Raw genomic sequence first — 21,435 nt, forward strand, 5'->3', positions numbered from 1 at the left:
ACTACCATGTTGCTCATACCCGCTATCGACCTGAAGGATGGCCAGTGTGTTCGCCTCAAGCAAGGCGTGATGGAAGAAGCCACCGTCTTTTCCGATGATCCCGTCGAGGTTGCCCGTCACTGGTGCGACCTGGGGGCCCGACGTCTGCATCTGGTCGACCTTGACGGCGCGTTTGCCGGCAAGCCGAAGAATCTTGGCGTGATCCGCGCCATTCTCGAAGAGGTCGGTTCCGATATTCCGGTGCAGTTGGGCGGGGGGCTTCGGGATCTGGACACCATCGAGGCCTATCTGGACATGGGGCTGGAATACGTGATCATCGGCACGGCCGCCGTGAAAACGCCCGGTTTCCTGCGCGATGCCTGCGATGCCTTTCCGGGACAGGTGATCGTCGGCCTGGACGCCAAGGATGGCAGGGTGGCGACCGATGGCTGGGCGAAGCTCACCCAGCACAATGTGATCGATCTGGCGCGGCGTTTCGAAGACTATGGCGTCGTATCGGTGATCTACACCGATATCGGCCGTGACGGCATGATGAACGGTGTGAATGTCGAGGCGACGGTGCGCTTGGCGCAGGCCCTGAAAATCCCCGTTATCGCCTCGGGCGGACTGACGAATCTGGACGATGTGAGGCAGCTTGCCGCCGTGGAGTCCGAAGGCATCGAAGGTGCGATCACCGGCCGGGCGATCTACGAGGGCAGCCTGCGATTCGATGAAGCCCAGCAACTGGCGGACGAGCTGTCCGGCGCCGGGCAGTGATCCATGGCGCTGGCGAAACGCATCATTCCCTGTCTTGACGTGGCCGCGGGCCGCGTCGTCAAGGGCATCAACTTTGTCGGTCTCAAGGATGCCGGTGATCCGGTGGAAATCGCGCGACGTTACAACGAGCAGGGCGCCGACGAACTGACCTTTCTCGACATCACCGCCAGTTCCGATGACCGCGACCTGATCCTGCATGTCATCGAATCCGTGGCCGAGCAGGTGTTCATCCCGCTGACGGTCGGCGGTGGTGTGCGCGAGGTCGGCGATATCCGCCGCCTGCTCAACGCGGGCGCCGACAAGGTCAGCATCAATACCACGGCGGTGACCCGGCCCCGGCTCGTCGCCGAGGCGGCGAGCCGTTTCGGTTCGCAATGCGTGGTGGTCGCCATCGACGCCAAGGCGGTCGACGATGCCAATACGGTTTGGGAGGTCTTTACCCATGGCGGCCGGCAGCGCACCGGGCTGGACGCGGTGGCGTGGGCACGCCGGATGCAGGAGCTGGGGGCCGGCGAGATTCTGCTGACGAGCATGGACCGCGACGGTACCCGCTCGGGGTTCAATCTGCCGCTGACGCGCGCGGTGGCCGACGCTGTGGATATTCCCGTGATCGCGTCCGGCGGGGTCGGCACGCTTGGCCATCTGGTCGACGGAATTCTTGATGGGCACGCAGACGCGGTGCTCGCCGCGAGCATCTTCCATTTCGGCGACTATACCGTGCGCGAAGCCAAAGAGGCGATGAGAGCCGCCGGAATCGAGGTACGCTTATGACTTCATCCTGGCTTGACGAGGTCAAATGGGATGAAAGCGGACTTGTTCCGGCTATTGCCCAGGATGCCGCGAGCGGCCGAATCCTGATGATGGCCTGGATGAACCGCGAAGCGCTGGCCCTGACGGCCGAAACCGGCGTCGCCCATTACTACAGCCGTTCTCGCAAGCGCCTGTGGAAAAAAGGCGAGGAGTCGGGGCATTTGCAGCATGTACGGGAGCTGCGGCTCGATTGCGATGGCGACGCCATAGTCATGCAGATAGCGCAGACTGGCGGCATCGCTTGCCACACCGGGCGCGAGAGCTGTTTCTACCGCCGTTGGGAAAACGGCGGCTGGCGGGTCGTCGATGCGGTACTCAAGGATCCGGCTACCCTCTACCGTCACTGATTGCGCTAGAATAGCGCCATGGTTTCCCGATTATTTTTTGCAATCTGATAAAGGTATACTTGCCTTTCCGGTTAGCCGAGGATTCATCGCCATGGCCCATGATGTGCTCAAGTCGATCGCCGATACGCTGGAAGCCCGGCGCGAGGCCAGTCCGCAATCGTCCTATGTCGCCTCCCTGTTTCACAAGGGCGAGGATGCCATCCTGAAGAAGGTGGCTGAAGAGGCCGCGGAAACCCTCATGGCATCGAAAGACAAGGACCGCCTGCATCTGGTGCGGGAAGTTGCCGATCTGTGGTTCCATAGCCTGGTGCTGCTGACCTGGCACGGTTTGCGTCCCGAGGACGTGATCATGGAACTCAAACGCCGCGAAGGCATCTCCGGTATCGACGAGAAAGCCTCCCGAAACGGCCAGGAATAAAGGAAAACGAAATGAGCGACTGTATCTTCTGCAAGATCATCAAGGGCGAGATTCCTTCACGCAAGGTGTATGAAGACGAGCATGTCTACGCGTTCCATGACATCCGTCCGATCGCGAAAGTGCATTTCATGATCGTGCCCAAAAAGCATGTCGATTCGCTGGCGCATTGCGGCAAGGACGATGCCCAGATGCTGAGCCACATCATGCTGCTGGCGCCGAAACTGGCGGCCGAGCACGGTCTGGAGCAGGGCTTCAAGACCGGCATCAACACCGGTCGTGGCGGCGGACAGGAAGTCTTCCACCTGCATGTACATGTTTTCGGCAATCCGCTCTGAACCGGGTTGACCGCCTCTTTTAGGAAAGCATCATGGGTTCTTTCAGCATTTTTCATTGGCTTATTGTCCTGGCCGTCGTCGTGCTGCTGTTCGGCACCAAGAAACTGCCGAATGTCGGCAAGGACCTCGGCGCCGCCATCCGCGGTTTCAAGGACGGCATGAAAGGTGAACAGGACAAGGCCGACAAACCCGAATCCGGCCGTGTCATCGACGCGGATCACGACAAAAAGTAAGGCGCCGTCGTGTTCGACATCAGTTTTGGCGAGTTGCTGCTGATCGGAGGGGTGGCGCTTGTGGTGCTCGGCCCCGAACGGTTGCCCGAGGTCGCCCGCACCCTCGGCGCCCTGGTCGGGCGTGCCCAGCGTTTCGTGGCGAGCGTGAAAGCCGACATCGGGCAGGAGGCGAGGCTCGACGAACTCGCCCTGCTGCGCCAGGATGTCGAGGCCACGGCACGGCATTTCTCCGCGCAGCTCGAGTCGGAAGTGCGCTCGGCGCGCGAGGCCGTGGAGGTGTTTCCGGCCGAGGAGCCGCCGGCCCCGCAGATCGGATCGGCGGCGCCAGTCCGCGACGAAAATCAGCTCGACCTGTTCGAGGAACTGCCCCCGCCGCGTGAAGACGCGCCTCCCATTTCCACTGACCCGACGCATCGATGACCGAAGAACAACCTCTGCTGGCGCACCTGATCGAGTTGCGTCAGCGCCTGTTGCGCGCACTGATCGGATTTTTTCTGGTATTCGTCGCGCTGTTTCACTGGTCGGCGGATATTTATCATCTGCTTGCCCGTCCCTTGCTGGAACATTTGCCCGCCGGCTCGAAGATGATCGCCATCGATGTCACCGCGCCGTTTTTCGTGCCGGTGAAGGTGACCATGCTGGTGGCGTTCCTGCTGTCGCTGCCGCATTCCCTCTACCAGATCTGGGCGTTCGTTGCGCCCGGGCTTTACCATCATGAAAAGCGCCTGATCGTGCCGCTCGTGGTGTCGAGCATGATCTTGTTTCTGGTCGGTATGTCGTTCGCCTATTTTCTGGTCTTTCCCGTGGTGTTCGGCTTCATGGCCGGGGTCACCCCGACAGGCGTGGCGATGATGACCGATATCGACAAATACCTCTCCTTCGTGATGGGGATGTTCATCGCCTTCGGCATGGCGTTCGAGGTTCCGGTGGTGGTGGTGTTGCTGGCGAGGATCGGTGTCGTGTCCCTGGAGAGCCTGCGCAAGATGCGCTCTTACGTGATTGTCGGCGCCTTCGTGGTCGCCGCGGTGGTGACCCCGCCCGATGTGCTGTCCCAGACGCTGCTGGCCGTGCCGCTGTGGCTGCTTTACGAAGTCGGCATTCTCGCCGTGGTGCTGATGCAGCGCGGCGGCCGGGGGGAGGCGTCATGAAACAACGCGCTTACCATTGGACTGCCATCGCCTCCCTGATCGCCCTGATCATGCTGTGCCTTGCCTGGGAGCTTATGCTCGCGCCGATCCGGCCGGGCGGCTCGTTCCTCGCGCTCAAGGCGGTGTTGTTGCTGTTGCCGCTGCGCGGCATCCTCAAGGAGCGGGTCTACACCTACCAGTGGTCGTCGATGTTCATCCTGCTGTTCTTCACCGAAGGCGTGATGCGTGGATGGGCCGACAAAGGCCTGTCGCGCGATCTCGCGCTTGCAGAGGCCACTTTGTCGACGCTGTTTTTCCTGGCGGTGCTGGGCTATATCCGGGAGCGGCGGCGCGCTCAGCTCTCGTCGTCGGCCAGGTAGTAGCGAAGTTCGCGGCGCACCATCAGCAATTGGCGGGTCGCCTGCGGCAACTCATCGAAGGCGAACAGCCCTTTCTCGATCAGCAGGTTGATGATGTCCTCGATCACCCTGACGGCCTTGGTGTCGGACAGTTCGAGCGATTGCCGCGCTTCGGGCTCGCCGCCCTCCACCCGGTCGATCAGCGCGTCCAGACGGATGGCCTGTTCGCCATCTGCCCGGGGTGAATCGAGCAGGCCGCGGTCGCCGCAAAGATGGATCAGGCCTTGCAACAGTATCCGGTAACACGAGTCGGTGGCATCGAGCAGACTGGCGGCGAATCGGGCGTCCTCCTCGAGCAGGAAGTGCAGCACCTTCGCATTGTCCAGCGGCAGAAAATCCCGATCCCGCGCCGGTTCGCGAAACAGTCCTTCCACTTCCCCGTCACTGCGATAGGTCACATAGGGCATGGCATCCTTTCTTACGCCGTCAGCCTGTTCAACGTGGTGTCGAGCGCGCCCGACAGCGAGGTGAGTTGTTGTGCGAGGGCGCTGGCGTCCTCCACGGCCCTGCTGGTGCTTTCATTCATTTGGGCGATCTGGTCGACATTCCTGGCGATGCTCTGGCTCGCTTCGCTTTGTTCCTTGATGGCGTGGGCGATGTCCGAGATGCGATCGACCGTGTGCTGGGAAAAGTTGCGGATATCCTCCAGCGTTTGCGACACGCTCTGGGCGCCCGCGACGCTGCTGTCGATCGACGCATTGGCCTCTTGCATGCTCTGATAGGCGCTTTGCGTGTCGTGCTGAACACCGGTGATGCGCGAGGCGATCTCCGAGGTGGCGAGGCTGGTGCGTTCGGCGAGCTTGCGGACTTCGTCGGCGACCACGGCGAATCCCCGGCCCATCTCTCCCGCCCTGGCCGCCTCGATGGCGGCGTTCAGCGCCAGCAGATTGGTCTGATCGGCGATATCGTGGATCACCTTGACGATATCGCCGATTTCTCCCGACCGATGGTTGAGTTGACTGATCACTTCGGATGTCGTGGCGATGCCTTGCGCCACGCGACGGATCTCTTGCGCCGCCTTTTCCGCGAGAACAACGCCTTCTTCGGCCTTGCGATTGGTGTTGAGCGCCTGCTCCTCGACGCCTTGCGCGCTTTCCGCCACGACGTGAATGCTGACCGTCATCTCCTCCACCGCCGCGGCGCTGGCCGCCGCCGCTTCACTCTGATTGCGCGAGGCGTTGGCGACCTGTCGGCTGACCTGGCTGAGCTGATCGGCGGCATTGACCAACTGCGAGGAGTGACCGTGTGATTCCCGGATCAGTGACCGCACGCTGTCGACCAGCGTCGCCAGCGCGCTGGCCACCGTGCCCAGTTCATTGCGGCCGAACTGCGGCAGGGTTTGTCTCAAATCGCCGGTTTCCGCCAGGGCGCGGCTTTGCCGGCTCATGATGTTCAGTGGGGTCCGTATCGAGCGGACGATGACGAAGGCCAGGGCGAGGCCGGCCAGCATGGCGACCGCCAACAAGGACATCATGGCCGTTCGCGCGCTGGACGCGGTCTCGTCGATATGGGCGCTCAATTCGTCGGCGGCGCGCTGGGCAATGGCGGACAGATCCTTCAACTGCCCCTCCATGCTGTGGATGCTTTCCTTGTGCTGCTCCATGCCACGGTTCGCCTCCGCCGTCGTGGCCAGGGTTTTCGCGGAGATCTGCCCGGTGACGGCGATGAAGCCGTCGCCGTACTTGCCAAGAAGGGCCGACAGATTGCCGAGTTTGTCGTTGGTGGACGGGTCCGAGGATTTGCCCTGGGCATGCTTGAGCGCTTCGCGGGCCTGCGCGAGCGCGCCTTTCCACTTTTCGATGTACTCGTCGCGCTTGGACTGGTGTTCGATATTGATGAAGGTGTCTTTTTCAAAGCGCCTCAGGTTACCCATGGCGGTTTTCAGATCGCTCATGGCGCTGAAAAAGGCCAAGTCTCCGCTCGTGACCTCCTGCACTTTGGCATCGATCCGGGACAGGCCAATCGTCCCGGTCAGACCGCACGCGAACATGAGTCCCAGCAAAAGGACAAACCCGGCCGTGATCCGCGCGGCAATCGACATATTTTTCATGATGGTTCCCGTTCGCCAAAAACCAGCCATTTGTTGATGGCTGTTATGTTTTTTTTCATTCTTGGCGGGGTTTCCCTCGATTTCAAGATGGACTTTGCTAAGAGATCTGCGGCAACCCCAGCGCGTCAAGGGTATTGCGCGCGGTCAGCATGGCGACGGCTTCCGGGCTCGTGCTCCGCAATTCGGCGAGCACGGCGGCGATGCGGGCGAGCGCGGAAGGCTGGTTGGGCCGGTTCTGAGCCCATTCGGGAGGGATATCCGGCGCATCCGTTTCGAGAACCAGCGCCTCGTCGGGCAAGGTGGCGGCAAGCGCGCGGATGCGGGTGGATCCGCTGTAGGTCATGGCGCCGCCGAAACCCAGTTTCAGGCCCAACTTGAGAAATTCGCCGGCTTGCTGGACGCTGCCGTTGAACGCGTGGGCGATGCCGCCGCGCACCGGGTGCTGGCGCAGATACTTGAGAACGCGGTCTTGCGAGCGGCGGATGTGGACGATGACCGGCAGATCGTGACGGCGCGCCAGCTTGAGTTGCTCGACGAACAACCATTCCTGGCGCGCCGGAGCCAGCCCGGGCACGAAAAAATCCAGTCCGATCTCGCCCAGCGCTTGCGGCCGGTGCTCGACAAGCGCCGTCTCCAGTATGTCCAGATGCTCGTCGAGGTGGCGCGCAAGGTAGATCGGATGCAGTCCCAGCGCAATCCAGCAGCCGAAGCGCTCGCGCATGGCGAGCGTGTCGGCGAACTGACCGGCGTGGACGGCCGGCACCAGGATCTGTCCGATGCCCGCATCCTGCGCCGCGCGCACCACCGCCTCCCGGTTTCCCGAAAACTCCGGGGCATCCAGGTGGCAGTGCGAATCGATCAGGCCGCCCGGGACGGGGGACTCCGGGAAGCGCGCGGCGGGTGGGTTATGCTGGGTCATCGCTTCATGGTAAACCGCTTTCAGTTGAAGGTGTAGTCCACTCCGATCGTGAATACCCGGCCGCGCGGGTCGGCCTGGGTCAGGTCGAAACCGTCCGAGGAGGGGTCCCAGGGCGGGCGGCGGTTGGTCAGATTCTGGATCGACGCCGTCAGTGTCGTGCGCTTGAAGCCCTTGTAGCTGGCCGCCAGGTTGAAGGTGTTGTAGCTGCGCACCCTGTCCGGCGTATCGTCCTTGTCCTTCACGGTCTGCTTGTAGCCGCCCGTGTGGAACCAGCTGAGCGTGCTCGACCATTGCGCCGTCTCCCAACCGAGCGAGGAGGTGCCTTTCCACTTCGGCAGCGAGCCCAGCGCATTGTTGCCCGCGCCTTCCACCGGGGCGCCGCCGGCCTGCTGCGGTTCGCGGTATGACAGCAGACGGCTCCACTGCGCGGCCAGCACCAGTTTGCCCGCGGCGCCGAAGGACACGACCTGTTTCAGATCCGCATCGATGCCCGAGGTGGTGCGCCGGTTCAGGTTGACGAACTGCTGGCTGATGCTGACCAGCTTGCCCTGGGCGTCGCGCACCACGCGTCCCGGAAATTGCTCCGGGTGGCGCACGATGTACTGGGCGCTTTCCGTGCCGATGATATTGCTTTGGCGGATGCGGTAGTAGTCGAGCGAGACGCTGGTGGTGGCGGTCGGGGAGAACACCACGCCAAGGTTGGCGTTCGTGGAGCGCTCCGGTTGCAGATTGGGGTTGGCGACGGTCAGATGCGTGATGCCGACCGAGCGGTTGGGCGTGACCGGATCGAGCGGATCGATCACGGAGCCGTAGCTCACGCCGGTGCTGTTGGTGATTTCCGGAAGGGACGGCGCGCGGAAACCGCGGGATACCGAACCGCGCAGAACCAGGCTGTCCAGCGGCTGATAGCGGATGGCCAGCTTGGGGGAGAAGGCATTGCCGAAGTCACTGTAATGGTCGGCCCGCAGGGCGCCGCTGAGCGACAGCGAGCGCAGCACCGGCACGTTCACTTCGGCGTAGGCCGCCTGGACGGTGCGGGCGCCGTTGATGATGTTCAGCGCCGGGCGCAGCTCCGAGCCCGTTTCCACCGCGTCGGACGTGCGCGAATTCATCGATTCGCGGCGCAACTGGTACCCGGCGGCGAATCCCAGGGGGCCCGCCGGCAGTTCCAGCAATTCCGTGCCAGTGGTGGCGTCGAGTGTGGCGATCCGGTACCAAGCCGGCCGCAGGGTCGACAACCTGAGGCTGTCGCGTACCGCCCGGGTGTTTTTCGCAGGATCGGTAAAACTGTAGCCGCCCGATTTGAGCAGGTTTTCAAAAGCGTAGCGATTGACGAAGTTGGTCGCGTACTCGCGCATACGGCTGTCCGAATAGGCTCCGGAAATGTCCCAGTCCCAGTTTCCCGTGGTGCCTTTCAAACCGGCGAGCAGACGCCGGAACAGCACCGTGTCGCTCTTGTAGCGCGTACCCAGATCGAACAGGGTGGCGTTGACGGGGGTCGGGGTCGAGTTCGGATTATCCGGGTGGCCGACCGGCAGAACGTTGCTGATCGGAACCAGCGCCTGGGTTTTGGCATCCCAGGCGCGCAGCGAACTGCTGATGGTGAGCGGCGCCCCGAAAATCTGCTGGCTGCGGCTGGAGCTGAAGAGAAACTCGGCGTAGGCCGTGGTGGAGGCATTCAGTTTCAAGGTGCCGCGCAGCGCCGCGTGATACCGTTCGATACCCGGGATCAGGGTCGAATAGTCCGCAGGATTGTAGGACCAGACACGACCGCTTTTTTCCGGATTGATGGTGGCGTAGTCGGTGTCCGCCAGAGGGCCGCTCACCCGGGGAAAGCGGTTGGTCGGATCCGTGCCGTAATAGTTGGTGACGTTGCGATTCAGGTCGCCACCGGGGTAGCCACGAAAATCGCCGTCCTTCAGCCAGGCCACCTGGCTCTTGTCGAGGCGATCGCGTTTTTGGGCATCGAAGGCGAACCAGACATTGTAGCCATCCTCTTCCAGCGAGCCGTGTCCGGCGAGAAGACGCAGCGTTTTTTCATCCTGACCGGTGGCGAAGTCCCGTCCGACCGTGATGCCGGTTTCCACGCCGTTGTAGTCCGGGTAGAGGATGATGTTGACCACCCCGGCGATGGCATCGGAGCCGTAAATCGCCGATGCGCCGTCCTTCAGGATTTCGATGCGCTTGACGGCGCGCAGCGGGAGTGAATTCAGGTCGACGAAGGTTTCCTGCAGATTCTGCGCGGTGGCGTAATTGGACACGCGTTTGCCGTTGACCAGGATCAGGGTATTGCGTTGACCCAGGCCGCGCAGCGAAATGCCCGCCGTTCCCGCGGAAAAACTGCCGGTGAATTGCTCGTTGAAGCTGTTGCCGCTGTTGGCCGACAGGGAACGCAACAGATCGGGCAGATCGCTTTTGCCGCTTTTGGCGATGTCGGCGGCGCTGATGACCTGCACCGGATTGGCGCCGGCCCTGGCGGTCGCGCGCAGGTTGGACCCGGTGACGGTGATTTTTTCCAATGCCGTGATGGCCGATGGATCGGCCGCGCCGGCGGCGTGCGCCAATGGCAGCGCCGTGCCTATGCCGGCGATGAGCACAGTATGTTTGAGCATGTTGGAGGCTTCCTGTTCGTTATCTCTCGGAGCGCCGTCCGGATGAAGGGGACCGTTTCAGCCGGATCGGCGCGAACGACAGTGGAACAGGAGCAGGGGAGGCAAAAAGTCGGCGATCATCATGGATACAAAATACTGTATGTGGATGTGCCGACTTTACCGCAATGATATTTACGTATGAAATGATATGTACGGCTAATAAAATTCCAAATGAATCTATTGCAGGGCGAGGCCAAGGGATTGGAGCAGGCCATCGCGGTTGATCGGCTTGATCAGCAGATCGTCGAATCCGGCGTCCATGATGCGGGCCCGCTCATCGGCAAAGGCATGAGCCGTATAGGCAACGATATGCAGTTTCCGCTCCGGGTGCTCGGTTCTCAGGTAGTGGCACAGCTCCGTCCCGGTCATGCCCGGCAGGCTGACATCCAGCAGCAGGCAATCGAAGCCGCTGTCTTCATCCAGCAGGCTGAGGGCTTCTTCGCAACTTGTCACCGCAACGGCGTCCACGCCCCGGCGCGCCAGGATGGCCAGCGGGAGTTTGCGATTCACTTCCTGGTCGTCAACGATGAGTACTTTCATGGAATTTCCTTGTTTGCTGCGGTGTTCGCGGGCAGGGAGAGGGTGAAGGTGCTGCCATGCCCGATTTCCGATGAGACGGTCAGGCTCCCCCCCATCAACTCCGCCAACTGGCGGCTGAGCGCCAGCCCCAGTCCGGCGCCCCCCTGCTCGCGGTCGATGAATCCCTCCACCTGGCGGAACTTGTCGAAAATGACCGCGAGGTGTTCCGGAGCGATGCCGCATCCCGTGTCGGAGACGATGAATTCGATATTCGTGTCCTGGCTTCGCGCCAGCAGGGAGACGGAGCCCGCCGCGGTGAATTTTATGGCGTTGTGGACCAGATTGTTGAGTATCTGCCTGACCCGCAAAGGATCGCACTGCAATATCTGCGACGTGCCGTCGGCGACGGAATACGACAGAACAAGGGATTTTTTGGCCGCCTCGGGGAGATGGGCGGCATGGGTTTGCTGCAGCAGCGATTCGATCACAATGGTTTCAGGCTGCAGCGACATCTTGCCGGCCTCGATTTTCGCCAGATCGAGGATCGAATTGACCAGCTTCAGCAAGTGGTGGCTACTGGTTCCGATGGTTTGGGCATAGTCCCTCAGACTCGCTTCGTCCAGGCTGTCCTCCAGCAGTTCCGCGTAGCCGATGATGCCGTTCAATGGCGTGCGGAGTTCATGGGATACCGACGCCAGAAATTCGGACTTGAGCCGGTTCCCTTCCTCCGCCTTGAGCCGCGCCTGGTCAAGCTCCTGGGAGATGCGCTCCTGGCGGCTGATCAGCCGTGTCGTCATGAGAGCGAAAATCAGCAAAATCGCGCTGAACAATGCGCCGAACGCCTGATACTGGGTGACCCGGGTGTTGAAATCGGCCATCGCCTCATCGTACGAGACGCCGATCAGCACGATCAGCGGGTAATCCTTGAGTTTGCGGAAGGCGTAGAGACGATAGATCCTGTCGACCAGACTGGCGTTATCGTAGAAACCGTCGTCGCGAGTGGCGGCAAGCCGGATGGCCGGCGAGCCGGTGATTTTCTGGCCGACGCTGATCTCGTCCCCGGACCGGCGGGCGCGCACCACGCCGTCCAGTCCGAGCAGGGTGATCACCCCTTGTTTGCCCAGGTCCACATCCCGGTAGAGACTGGTGAAGTAGTAAGGATCAAGCGAGACCACAACGACGCCGCCGAAGCTGCCATCCGGTTTGTTGATCCGGCGCGAGAGTTGGATCGACCATTTGCCGCTGGCGCGTCCGAGCACCGGTTTGCTGACGAACAGGCAGTTGCAGTCTCGCTGGATATGCACGCGGAAGTGTTCCCTGTCGTGCAGATCGATGACTTTGTGATTGGGCAGGTTGCTGAGAATGTATTTGCCGTGTTCATCGATGACACCCAGCTGGTTGAACAGCTTGCTGATGATCATGCCTTCCTGGACATAATGCTGGATATCGATGTCGCGGCCTTGCTTTTCATACTGGAACTTGAGAAACAGCACGGCCTGATCGACACTTTTGAGTGTGCGCAACGTGTGCTCTTCAACCATGCGGGCGAGGTTGTAGCTGTTACGCTGGAGGGTTTCGATCTCCTGCTGTCTTTCGCTGTGGATCTTGTAGGAAATGCCGATGGCGATAAGCAGGAACAGGATCAGGGTGAATCCCCATATCAGCCAGAAGCCGGCCGGTTGACTCACGAAAAAGGAACGGCGTCTCGTCATCGGGACACACTCGTTGTCAGAAGCAGTTGATTCAAGTCTAGTGCATGCCCGTCAAACTGGCACGCATCCTTCCCTGTCCCCGCGTTTTAGCGTGTCACGTCGAAGGTTTGCGGATAGCGGATGCGCCGCGCGACGCGCATGACGCTGTAGGCGGTGTGCGGCAGGTTGGCGACGGCGGGATCCGCGATCGGCGAGCACAGCGGCGCTTGAGGCTCATTGTCCAGAACAGGAACCTCGGTCAGCGCCAGCAGGCGGTCGGCTCTGCCCAAGGCGTCCAGGGCGGCCTCCCGGTGCGCTTCGGACTGCTTGAGCCAATGCGCGAGAGCGGCGGTTTCCGAAGCCAGCTGCTGGCTGATCAGCAAAAGGCGGCGGGTATCCCCCGGCAGCATCCGGCGCGACTCGGGTTCCAGCATCATGCGGGCGTGGGTCGCGGAGAGGGTGCCCAGCGCCAGCAGCGTTTCCCGGCGTGCCAGCCGGTAATCCAGTTCTCCATCCGGCGTGAGCGCGCCGGTGGCGGAGAAGTAGTCTCGGAAGCTCGCGAGCAGGGCGGCCAGTTGCGGCCGGATCAGCCGGTTTTCCCAGAACGGGAAAAGATACGCCGCGCCCAGCGCGATGACAGCGCCGATGCCGGTATCCAGGAGCCGGGTGTAGGCCAGATGCCAATCGGCCGGCACCAGCAGGTGGTAGAACAGCACCACTTCGATCGATGTGAAAAACACGCTGACAAGGTAATTGCGTTGCATCAGGCTCAGGCTGACAAGCAGCGCGGCCAGCATCAGCGCGAACTGGGCGATCACGCTGGGCGCCGCCATCAGAAACAGCACCGCGGCGGCGCAGCCGGCGAGCGTGCCCTTGATGCGCAGCATGCCGCGCTCCCGGCTCTGGCCGAACCCGGGCCGCAAGGCCACCATGACGGTCAGCAGGATCCAGTTGCCGTGGTCGTCGGGAAAACTTCGCGTGACCGCCAGGGCGACGGACATGGCCAGCGTGAATCGCAGCGCGTAGCGCAGCGCCTGCCCGGCAAGCCAGCGTTTCGGGCGTTGCCACAAGGTGTGGCGCGGCCGGAAGCGCGAGACGACGGCGCTCATGCGCAGTGGCGTGGTGTTGCTGGTCGACAGCAGGTCGGCGTGCAGTTTGTCGACCATGCGCTTGACCTGTTCGGCGCGATCGAGGCTGGTTTTCAAGGCGAGGAACGCGGCGGGATTCTGCGCTTCAAGTCCGGAGGCCGACGCCGCAGATAATTCGAACGCCAAGGCGGTCAGCTCTGCGCGGGTATTGTGATACGGCCGCAACGGCCGGTTGAGCACCACGGCCTCGGCGATGCGCTCGACTTCGTGCGCGTTCTTTTCCAGAAGGTCGCGCAGGAAGATCAGACTGTCGTTACCGTCGAATTGCTCCCGCAGGGTTTCGAAATCGGTTTGCGCGGACAACACCATGTCGTGCAGGTCGACGACATCGACGAACAGATTGAACTGGCGGACCCGCTCCGGATCGAGTGTGGACGGGTTGCGGCCGAACAGGTCGTTCAGCAGCAGGTCACGGACCATCTGCTGGGCTTCCTGAACCGCGATCTGGCGTTCGAGCAGGGCCTGATAGCACTGCTCGAGAGGGATCTCGGGATCGTAGCAGCGGGAGCGGGCCGTCAGGTAGCCGGCCGTGTTGAACAGACATTCGCCCAGTGCCCGTCGGTGTGTGGGGTGTTGCAGGAAGTGGGCGAACAGCAGGCTGATGACGGCGTACCCCAGGCAGCCGGTCAAGAGGCCGCCCAGATACGGCGCGATGGCGTGGGGGGCCGTGTCGTGCAGTGTCAGCGCCAGAATCATCACCAGAACGGCATTCAGGCCAAGCACCGAGGCGCGCGGGCCGAACACCATGGCGAAGGCGCCAAGGAAGCTGACCAGCGGAACAATGACCCAGAGCAGGACGGGCTGACCCTGGGCAAGGGTGGTGAGCGAGGCGGTCGCCATGACGGCGAGCGTGCCCACCGCCAGTTCGCGCAGCTTGATGCCCAGGCCGGACGGCTGGGTGTCGATCAGCGCGACGCACAAGGCCCCGACCGAGCAGGCGAGGCCGGTCAGACTCATGCCGAACCCGAAAATCAGCAATGAGGCGGGCAGCACGATGCCCAGGGTCATGCGCAATGAACTGAAGCTGTGCTGGCTCAGCAGATACCGCCTGAGATCCTGTAGCGATGGCATGAAAAACGAATCCACTGAATAATGCGCCTGACCGTGACCGCTGTCAGCATAGCCGTAAACGTGTCATACGGAAACTACCTGCAGTGTTTGGCGGAAAAGATCCCGGGCGGTTTGCCCGGCTCCTGGGCGAGGAGGCTGAGCGGCGCCAGCGCGCGGTCTGCCGCGACTCGCGGTTCGTTGCTGAAGTTGGCAATGAGTTCGGTGCCGTCGGCGAAACGGGTGCGCTGCACTTTCCGGTCGTCGGACAGCCAGTCGAAACCGGTCAGCGCGACGGTGGCGAGCCGTTCGTGCAGCGGCCGGAAAAACCGGTCGACGCATGTCAACACGCGGATTCGGGCCGGCAGCGTGCCCGTGCTCAGGTGCACCAGTGGCGGCACGTTGTAGAGCATCTGGGCGAGCAGGTTGTCATCCCGGACATTGGTGAACTTGAGGTTGTCGTACAGCCAGTGGTTGGTGGTGATGATCGAGTCGTGGAACACCGCCTGATAGAGCGGCAGGCGGTATTCCGGCGCGAAATAAACGGTCCGGAACGGTTCCTTGAGCGGAACCGGCTTGAAAAACACCTCCGGCTCGCCGTCGGGATACCAGCGGCCCAGGAAGTAGGGCGAGGCGCGGTTCTTTTGCATGTCCGCGTCGCCCCAGCCCAGTACCGGCACCTGCATGCCGTGGGCGAAATCGATGCCGAGCGATGTCGCCGCGTTGCCGTTTTCCGAGCCGACCGGCATGCCGAAGCGCTCCCCCACCCAGGCCATGCTGGCCTCGTTGTCGACGGCCTGCCCGGCCTGGCCGCGCTGTTTGCCCGGCCGGTAGTCATCGAACACCATCCCTGTCGCGTACGCGTCGAGGAACCAGCTGTTGAAGCCGGCCGCCTCGCGCAGCGCGGTCACCCGTTTTTGCAGGATCGGTCTGACACACGCCGCGCTGGTGTAGCGCCCTTCGCCCATGAAGCCCGCCACGGACTTGCCCGCGGCGTCGATGATGCCGCAGTCGCGGTAAGCGCGCTCACCCAGCTGGGCGGACAGCCAGTCTTGCCGTATGCCTGGCTTGAGCGCGGTTTCATAGGAGTCGTAGGTGCTCATGAGAAACCCCGCCCGGATACCCGCCGCAACGGCCTCGGGGTGCCACAGGCCACCTTCCCAGCTTTCCGCGCCGAGCCACAATCGCCGTAACCCCGCCTCTTCCAGCGCGTTAACGTTCCTGACCGACAATGTGCCGCCGAAGCGCGTCCGGTCAGGTCCCAGCGAGCCGGAAAACGTGTCGTACACCGCGTCGCGCAGCTTGGCGTACACCGGCCCCAGGTTGTCCCAGTCCGGCGATCCGGTGAGTGTGGCGTCGCGTGCCAGTTGGGCCGCCGCCTGATTGAAGGCGGCCAGCAGGACGCGCTTCTGATAGCGGTCGGGCAAGGCCGTGACGCGTCCGAGCAGGCGCCGCTCCTCCGGTTCGAAGTGGCGCCGCAGATCGCGTGCCAGCGGAGTTTCGCTCTTGAGCGTGGCAAGCCAGGCGGGCCAGTCGCGGATATCTCCCTCGCCCAGCAGGCCGTTGCCCCAGAGGTAGGCGTGGCTCGCGCCGACCAGCTTCGCGATGGCCGGCCGCGCGCGGATCTTGTCGGCGAGGGCTACGAAGCGGTGCTCATCCTTCAGCCACCGCCGGTAGCGGCGGGCGCCGGCCAGCAGGTCATTGCCTTTGCCAAGGTGCAGCATCAGCAGGGCCGGCTCCTGGCGATCGAGCGGCGTCGTCCGGTGCGTCAAGGTCATGGCGAGGCCGTCGACGCTGCCGGTGAAGGACAGGGTGTTGCCGAAAGGATTGAGGATCAGCCAGGAAAGGGTGAAGGAGCCGTGGTCAAGCCCCCACATCGGCAGCCCGAGGTCCTGGGAGGTATTCATGCCGGCTTTGGCGTGGGCCGGCAAAAAGCGTTGCCCGAGCGGATCTCCCGCCGGGAAATAGCTGCCCTCGGCAAGCGGCAGCATCAACCCCCTGCCCATGGCTTTGCCCGGCTGGTTGATCAGGGCGATCTCGCCGTCCCGTTCCGCGTGCACTGTCAGCAGCAGATCCGTGCCTTCCAGCCGCGCTGCGAGACGGATTGCTCCGTTTTCCCATTGCCAACTGGCGCGGTTGCCGCCGGTTTCCAGTTTGCCGACCTGCCGTGCCGTATTGCCCGACGACACGGGAACCGGCGCGCGCCCGGTCGGGGTCGCGACGATGGCGAGCGTTGCCGGATCGATCTCCACCTGCCAGTCCGGGGTGGTCAGGACAATCCCGGCGAATGCCCATGCCGGAAAGACCGCCAGGCACGCCGGAGCCAGTCGACGCCCTAAACTCATGATGACTTCTCGCATCGGAAACACCGTATGTATATTGGTCAACACTCGACAGCCCGGCATCCCGAAAAGTTCATCGCCGATTGCGATCTTGCATTCGCCGTCGCCTCCGATAGAGTGAAATCAGGACGCCCCGGAGGTTGGCGCTGTCCGACGGCAACGCAGGAAACGCGCATGACTATTGATTTGTCTCCGACGCTGGAGCACAAGCTTCTCGAATTGCACAAACGCACGGCGCTGCTTGTCGCCCTTTTTGACGAACAGGATGTTCTGCGCTTCGCCAACCCGGCATTTTGCCGGGCCTATGATGTCGCGGCCACTGAGCATCCGGCCCGGGGTGCGCTGATGCCGCGCAATGCGCTCGCCGAGCCGGACGCGATGCGCCGCGCCCAGCCGTTTCGCTCGTACGAGGTGGAGCTGGCGGACGGCCGCTGGATCATGATGACCGAAACGGTCGAGGAACAGGGCTGGCTGCTGTGCGTCGGTGCGGACATGACGCCGATCCGCGAGGCCGAGCGGCAATTGCGCCAGGCTTGCGACATTTCCTTGCGCGATGTCCATACCGACGTCCTGACCGGTGTGGGCAACCGCCATTTTCTCTTCACCGGGCTTGAGAGCGTCGTGGCGGAGCGGGCGGACCGGGTATGCGTGGCGGTTTTCGAGATTGATCGTTTCCGCCGGATCAATGACGAGCGCGGGCACCTTGGCGGCGACACGGTGCTGGGGCACTTCGCCCGCCATATCCAGCAAACCGTGCGTGGCGGCGATGCGGTCGGCAGGATCGGCACGGCATCGTTCATGGTGATTTTGCGGAATGTCGATCAGAGCGAGGGCAGAAAGGTCGCCGCCCGGATTGTCGGCGGACTGCGCACCCAGCGGCCGCTGCGGCACGCTCCGGATTTCGGTTATACCTGTTCGGCCGGCCTGACCTGCCTGCGCGCCAACGATACGGCCGACAGTTTGTACTCGCGGGCCAACCAGGCTCTGCGTCTGGCGCAAAGCGGCGGTGAGAACAGGCTCATGTCGCTCTGATTCGCATGGAAATGAGCAACAAAAAACCGCGGAGCGTGCGCTGCGCGGTTCAATGTGCCGAGTCGTGGTTTGGTGCCCGGGGTCGGACTCGAACCGACACACCTTGCGGCGGGGGATTTTGAGTCCCCTGCGTCTACCGATTTCGCCACCCGGGCGACTCGAAGGGGCAAGTTTAACGAATCCCCGAAGTCTTGTAAACGAAATCGTTAGGCCGGGCCGTTCAGCTTTGCTGCTTGATTTCCAGGGCAAGGTCGTACAGCGCTTTCTTGCTGGCGCCGGAGAGTTTCGCGGCAAGGCCGGCCGCCTGTTTGGTCGGCAGTTCGGCCGCGAGGACGGTGAGGATCCGCACCGTTTCGGCGTCCAGCTCCCCGTCACGCGGGACGGCGGGCGCGGCATCGATGATCAGGGCGATCTCGCCGCGTTGCTGGTTGCTGTCGCTGTTGACCCAGTCGAGCATCTGACGGGCGGGGAGAGCCCGGATCGTTTCGAAGGTCTTGGTCAATTCGCGGGCCATGACCAGCCGGCGGCCTTCTCCGAGCACGTCGACCATGTCTTCGAGGGTGTCGGCGATGCGATGCGGCGCTTCGTAGCAGACGATGGCGTGCCGGGCGTCAAGCCAGGCTTCGAGCTGGCGTTTGCGCTCGCCCTGCTTGGCCGACAGGAATCCGAAAAACAGGAATCCTTGCGCGGTGATTCCGCTGGCGGACATCGCGGCGACAACCGCGGAGGCGCCCGGCAGAGGGCACACGGGGTAGCCGGCTTGGTGCACGGCGGCGGCGAGCAGGGCGCCGGGATCCGACACCGCGGGGGTGCCGGCGTCGGAAACCTGTACCACGATCTGTCCTTCCGACAACCAGCGGATAACCTGTTCGGCCATGCCTCGCTCATTATGCTCGCGCAGGCTGACAAGCCGCCTTGCGTGAATGCCGTAGGCCGACAGCAGTTGCCCCGTGACCCGGGTATCCTCGGCGCACACGACGTCGGCCGCCATCAGCGCGGCGATGCCGCGGGCCGTGATATCCGCCAGATTTCCAATGGGCGTGGCCAGCACATATAATGTTCCACGACGGAAATTTTCCCGGGAAGAATCGATCAAGTGAGCAAACGACGAGTGCAAGGGCGTTCTCCGCTGGTGGTGGGCTTGGTGTGGGCCTGGCTTGGCATGGCGCATGCCCAGGCTCCGGACTATATCATCGAACTGAACAACGCGCCGCTCAAGCCGTTGACGAAACCGGACCGCCGCGCCGCCAGCGAAGCGGCGGGCGCGCAGCCTTCCGGCGCCGTCACCGCGCCGGCCTCGTTGCCGGCCGCGCCGATGCCCGCGGCGGCCAATGGCAAGCCCCGGCCCATGCTGCGCATCGCGCTGGTGCTGCCGACCGAATCGCCCCTGTTCGGCGAGGCGGCGTCCGTTGTGCGGCAGGGCTTCGACGCCGCGTCCGCCACGGATGGCGCGGCGCAGGTCGTGTATGTCGACGAACAGGAAAACAATGTCGTCGCCCGCTACCGGGCGGCCGTCAAGGGGGGCGTATCGGTCATCGTCGGTCCGCTGACCCGCTCGGGCATCGCGGCGATCGCCCCGTTTGCGAGCGTGCCGACCCTGGCGCTCAATACGTTCGAGAAGCCGGTGGCCAATCCGCGCCTGATGAGCCTGTCGCTGTCCGTGGAAGGCGAGGCGAAGCAGGTGGCCAACCTGATGAATGACGATGGGCGCGCGGCTCCGCTGGTCGTGGTCGGCGCCGATCCCCTGGAGCGTCGCCTCGCCGAAGCCTTTTCCCGGCAGTGGCAGTTGCGTGCGGGTAAACCGCCGGTGACGGCTGGCGCCGATGACGCCAAGGCGCTCGGCGAGGCGGCGGCCCAGGCCGACGGGGTTTTTCTGGCGCTTGAAAGTCGCGCCGCGGCACAGGTTCGCGCCGCCTTGCCCGGCAGCCTGGCCGTTTACGGCACTTCGGTGATCAACGGCCGGCAGCCGGAGGCGGCTTTGGCGGGCGCGCGTTTCGTCGACATGCCCTGGTTCCTGATGCCGGAACAGCCCGAAGTGAAACGTTATCCGCGCCCCGCGGCCTTGCTGACCATGCAGACCGAACGGCTTTACGCGCTGGGCATCGATGCCTACCGCTTGGCGGTCGAGCTGGCAACCGCCCCCTATAACGCCAGAACCGGCTACGCGGGGTTATCGATCAATGGTGTGACGGGCAATCTGCGGCTGGGGCGCGACCGTCAGTTCGAACGCACCCAGCCTGTTTCCATTGTCGGTGTTCCCGCGGCCAAATAACGCATGTCCGGCCAGGCGGGTCCGGCCGGACAATTAATGAAACTTGGCGGGAAGGATCGGGTCGAAACATCTGGCCCGCCAACTACGAACAGGCTGGCTGGTGCCGGCACTATGAAGGATGGACATGGATCTGATCGATCGAGTCAACAGACATTTTCTGGAAAGCATCGCGGCCAAGGAGGCCGCGCGCGAGATGCTGTCGCCAGCCGTGGCGGTGGCCGCCGAACGCATGGTGGCCTGCCTGATGAACGAGGGCAAGATTCTTGCCTGCGGCAACGGAGGGTCCGCCGCCGATGCCCAGCATTTTGCCGCCGAAATGGTCGGCCGCTTCGAAAAGGAGCGTCCCGGACTTGCCGCGATCTCTCTGGCGACCGACTCCTCGGCGCTGACGGCGATCGGCAACGACTACGATTTCGACATGGTGTTCTCCAAACAGGTGCGGGCCCTGGGCCATACCAACGACCTCCTCCTGGCGATTTCCACGTCCGGCAATTCCGCGAACGTGATCGAGGCCATCTATGCCGCGCATGAGCGTGGCATGGGGGTTATCGCCCTGACCGGCAAGGACGGCGGCAAAATCAGTGAGATCCTCTCTCCCGAGGATATCCAGCTGAACGTGCCGGTGATGCGCACCGCGCGCATCCAGGAGGTTCACATCCTCTTGATCCACGCCTTGTGCGATGCGATCGACTACATGTTGCTTGGAGGGGAATGATGAAGAAACGATTATGCCTTGCCTTGTTGGGTGGCCTCGTCGCCGGAACGCAACTGACGGCGTGCGTGCCCCTTGTCGCCGGCGCGGCGGTCGGCGGCGCGGCCCTTGTCGCCTCGGACCGCAGAACGAGCGGCGCCTATGTCGACGACCAGGGCATCGAAGTGAAACTGCTCTCCCAGTTATCGTCGCGCTATCCGGCGGCTCATATCAATATCAACAGTTACAATCGCGCCGTGCTGATTACCGGGGAAGTGCCCGATGAAGCGTCCCGCAGCCAGGTGGAGTTGACGGTCCGCGCCATCCCGAATGTGCGCAAGGTGTACAACTACACGACGCTCGAACCGGCCTCTCCGCTTTCCCAGCGCAACAACGATACCTGGATCACCACCAAGGTTCGTGCCCGCCTGATCGACGGCAAGAACATTCCGTCGCAGACCGTGAAAGTGGTCACCGAACGGGGGGTGACCTATCTGCTCGGTCTTGTCACCGAGGCCGAGGGGCAGGCGGTGGTCGACATCGTGCGCTCCACTTCCGGCGTCCAGAAGGTGGTTCCGTTGTTCGAAACCCTTCAATCCGTTCCTTCCGCCGCTTCCTGATTCACCAT

The 21,435-nt window shown here is 63.1% G+C and carries 22 protein-coding genes and 1 tRNA gene; 13 read left to right on the top strand and 10 right to left on the bottom strand.

Annotated elements, in window-relative coordinates; genetic code table 11:
* The first annotated feature begins 6 nt into the window (after positions 1-6).
* From hisA to JNO50_RS01690, 9 genes are all read left to right on the top strand, one after another.
* Positions 7-756, top strand: a complete 750-nt coding sequence (hisA, locus tag JNO50_RS01650) for a 1-(5-phosphoribosyl)-5-[(5-phosphoribosylamino)methylideneamino]imidazole-4-carboxamide isomerase (protein ID WP_189533545.1) — start codon at positions 7-9, stop codon at positions 754-756.
* 3 nt (positions 757-759) lie between these two features.
* Positions 760-1,527, top strand: a complete 768-nt coding sequence (gene hisF, locus JNO50_RS01655; protein WP_215796450.1) for an imidazole glycerol phosphate synthase subunit HisF — start codon at positions 760-762, stop codon at positions 1,525-1,527.
* Positions 1,524-1,913: a phosphoribosyl-AMP cyclohydrolase gene (gene hisI, locus JNO50_RS01660; RefSeq protein ID WP_189533541.1), complete on the top strand. Its 390-nt coding sequence runs from the start codon at positions 1,524-1,526 to the stop codon at positions 1,911-1,913. Before hisF ends, hisI begins: the two co-directional genes overlap by 4 nt.
* 91 nt (positions 1,914-2,004) lie before the next feature.
* On the top strand, positions 2,005-2,331 hold the full coding sequence (locus JNO50_RS01665; RefSeq protein WP_189533539.1) for a phosphoribosyl-ATP diphosphatase: 327 nt from the start codon (positions 2,005-2,007) through the stop codon (positions 2,329-2,331).
* A gap of 11 nt (positions 2,332-2,342) precedes the next feature.
* Positions 2,343-2,666, top strand: a complete 324-nt coding sequence (locus JNO50_RS01670) for a histidine triad nucleotide-binding protein (protein ID WP_189533536.1) — start codon at positions 2,343-2,345, stop codon at positions 2,664-2,666.
* A gap of 32 nt (positions 2,667-2,698) precedes the next feature.
* Complete coding sequence (gene tatA, locus JNO50_RS01675; RefSeq protein WP_189533534.1) at positions 2,699-2,899, top strand: Sec-independent protein translocase subunit TatA; 201 nt, start codon at positions 2,699-2,701, stop codon at positions 2,897-2,899.
* Between the two features lie 9 nt (positions 2,900-2,908).
* Positions 2,909-3,319, top strand: a complete 411-nt coding sequence (gene tatB / locus JNO50_RS01680; RefSeq protein WP_189533532.1) for a Sec-independent protein translocase protein TatB — start codon at positions 2,909-2,911, stop codon at positions 3,317-3,319.
* The gene (gene tatC / locus JNO50_RS01685) at positions 3,316-4,047 is read left to right on the top strand and encodes a twin-arginine translocase subunit TatC (protein ID WP_189533530.1); all 732 of its coding nucleotides are present in this window, start codon (positions 3,316-3,318) and stop codon (positions 4,045-4,047) included. Before tatB ends, tatC begins: the two co-directional genes overlap by 4 nt.
* Positions 4,044-4,406 (top strand): DUF2069 domain-containing protein, encoded by a 363-nt coding sequence (locus tag JNO50_RS01690; RefSeq protein ID WP_189533529.1) that lies wholly within the window; start codon positions 4,044-4,046, stop codon positions 4,404-4,406. Before tatC ends, JNO50_RS01690 begins: the two co-directional genes overlap by 4 nt.
* Here JNO50_RS01690 and JNO50_RS01695 read toward each other — a convergent pair.
* The 8 genes from JNO50_RS01695 to JNO50_RS01730 form a co-directional block, all read right to left on the bottom strand.
* Positions 4,382-4,852, bottom strand: coding sequence for a hypothetical protein (locus tag JNO50_RS01695; RefSeq protein WP_189533527.1), 471 nt, complete (start codon positions 4,850-4,852; stop codon positions 4,382-4,384). The two genes, JNO50_RS01690 and JNO50_RS01695, sit on opposite strands and share 25 nt — an antisense overlap.
* An 11-nt stretch (positions 4,853-4,863) precedes the next feature.
* Positions 4,864-6,495 (bottom strand): methyl-accepting chemotaxis protein, encoded by a 1,632-nt coding sequence (locus tag JNO50_RS01700; RefSeq protein ID WP_189533525.1) that lies wholly within the window; start codon positions 6,493-6,495, stop codon positions 4,864-4,866.
* Between the two features lie 97 nt (positions 6,496-6,592).
* A complete protein-coding gene (locus JNO50_RS01705; protein ID WP_189533523.1) occupies positions 6,593-7,414 on the bottom strand; it encodes a TatD family hydrolase in 822 nt (273 codons plus the stop codon).
* 20 nt (positions 7,415-7,434) lie between these two features.
* Entirely contained in the window at positions 7,435-10,026 is a 2,592-nt protein-coding gene (locus JNO50_RS01710; protein WP_189533521.1) for a TonB-dependent receptor plug domain-containing protein, read from the bottom strand.
* 216 nt (positions 10,027-10,242) lie between these two features.
* Entirely contained in the window at positions 10,243-10,605 is a 363-nt protein-coding gene (locus tag JNO50_RS01715; RefSeq protein ID WP_189533519.1) for a response regulator, read from the bottom strand.
* Positions 10,602-12,296 (bottom strand): sensor histidine kinase, encoded by a 1,695-nt coding sequence (locus tag JNO50_RS01720; protein WP_189533517.1) that lies wholly within the window; start codon positions 12,294-12,296, stop codon positions 10,602-10,604. Before JNO50_RS01720 ends, JNO50_RS01715 begins: the two co-directional genes overlap by 4 nt.
* A gap of 86 nt (positions 12,297-12,382) precedes the next feature.
* Entirely contained in the window at positions 12,383-14,494 is a 2,112-nt protein-coding gene (locus JNO50_RS01725; RefSeq protein WP_189533515.1) for an FUSC family protein, read from the bottom strand.
* Positions 14,495-14,568: 74 nt separating this feature from the next.
* On the bottom strand, positions 14,569-16,815 hold the full coding sequence (locus JNO50_RS01730; RefSeq protein ID WP_189533513.1) for a glycoside hydrolase: 2,247 nt from the start codon (positions 16,813-16,815) through the stop codon (positions 14,569-14,571).
* Between the two features lie 171 nt (positions 16,816-16,986).
* Between JNO50_RS01730 and JNO50_RS01735 the strand changes: the two genes are divergently transcribed.
* Complete coding sequence (locus JNO50_RS01735) at positions 16,987-17,844, top strand: GGDEF domain-containing protein (RefSeq protein ID WP_189533511.1); 858 nt, start codon at positions 16,987-16,989, stop codon at positions 17,842-17,844.
* A gap of 70 nt (positions 17,845-17,914) precedes the next feature.
* Here JNO50_RS01735 and JNO50_RS01740 read toward each other — a convergent pair.
* Together JNO50_RS01740 and rsmI are read right to left on the bottom strand one after the other, a co-directional pair.
* Positions 17,915-17,999: transfer RNA gene (locus JNO50_RS01740), tRNA-Leu, on the bottom strand.
* 65 nt (positions 18,000-18,064) lie between these two features.
* Positions 18,065-18,961, bottom strand: coding sequence for a 16S rRNA (cytidine(1402)-2'-O)-methyltransferase (gene rsmI / locus JNO50_RS01745; RefSeq protein WP_425325364.1), 897 nt, complete (start codon positions 18,959-18,961; stop codon positions 18,065-18,067).
* Between rsmI and JNO50_RS01750 the strand changes: the two genes are divergently transcribed.
* The 3 genes from JNO50_RS01750 to JNO50_RS01760 all read left to right on the top strand — a co-directional run bounded on the left by JNO50_RS01750 (position 18,941) and on the right by JNO50_RS01760 (position 21,427).
* Positions 18,941-20,116 carry a penicillin-binding protein activator gene (locus JNO50_RS01750; RefSeq protein WP_229804630.1) on the top strand — a complete coding sequence of 392 codons (1,176 nt, stop codon included), beginning with the start codon at positions 18,941-18,943 and terminating at the stop codon, positions 20,114-20,116. The two genes, rsmI and JNO50_RS01750, sit on opposite strands and share 21 nt — an antisense overlap.
* A 124-nt stretch (positions 20,117-20,240) precedes the next feature.
* Entirely contained in the window at positions 20,241-20,831 is a 591-nt protein-coding gene (locus JNO50_RS01755; protein WP_189533507.1) for a phosphoheptose isomerase, read from the top strand.
* A complete protein-coding gene (locus JNO50_RS01760) occupies positions 20,828-21,427 on the top strand; it encodes a BON domain-containing protein (protein WP_189533506.1) in 600 nt (199 codons plus the stop codon). Before JNO50_RS01755 ends, JNO50_RS01760 begins: the two co-directional genes overlap by 4 nt.
* Positions 21,428-21,435 lie beyond the last annotated feature (8 nt).

Origin of the sequence: Paludibacterium paludis, from assembly GCF_018802605.1 — a bacterium.
GTDB classification, from domain to species: domain Bacteria; phylum Pseudomonadota; class Gammaproteobacteria; order Burkholderiales; family Chromobacteriaceae; genus Paludibacterium; species Paludibacterium paludis.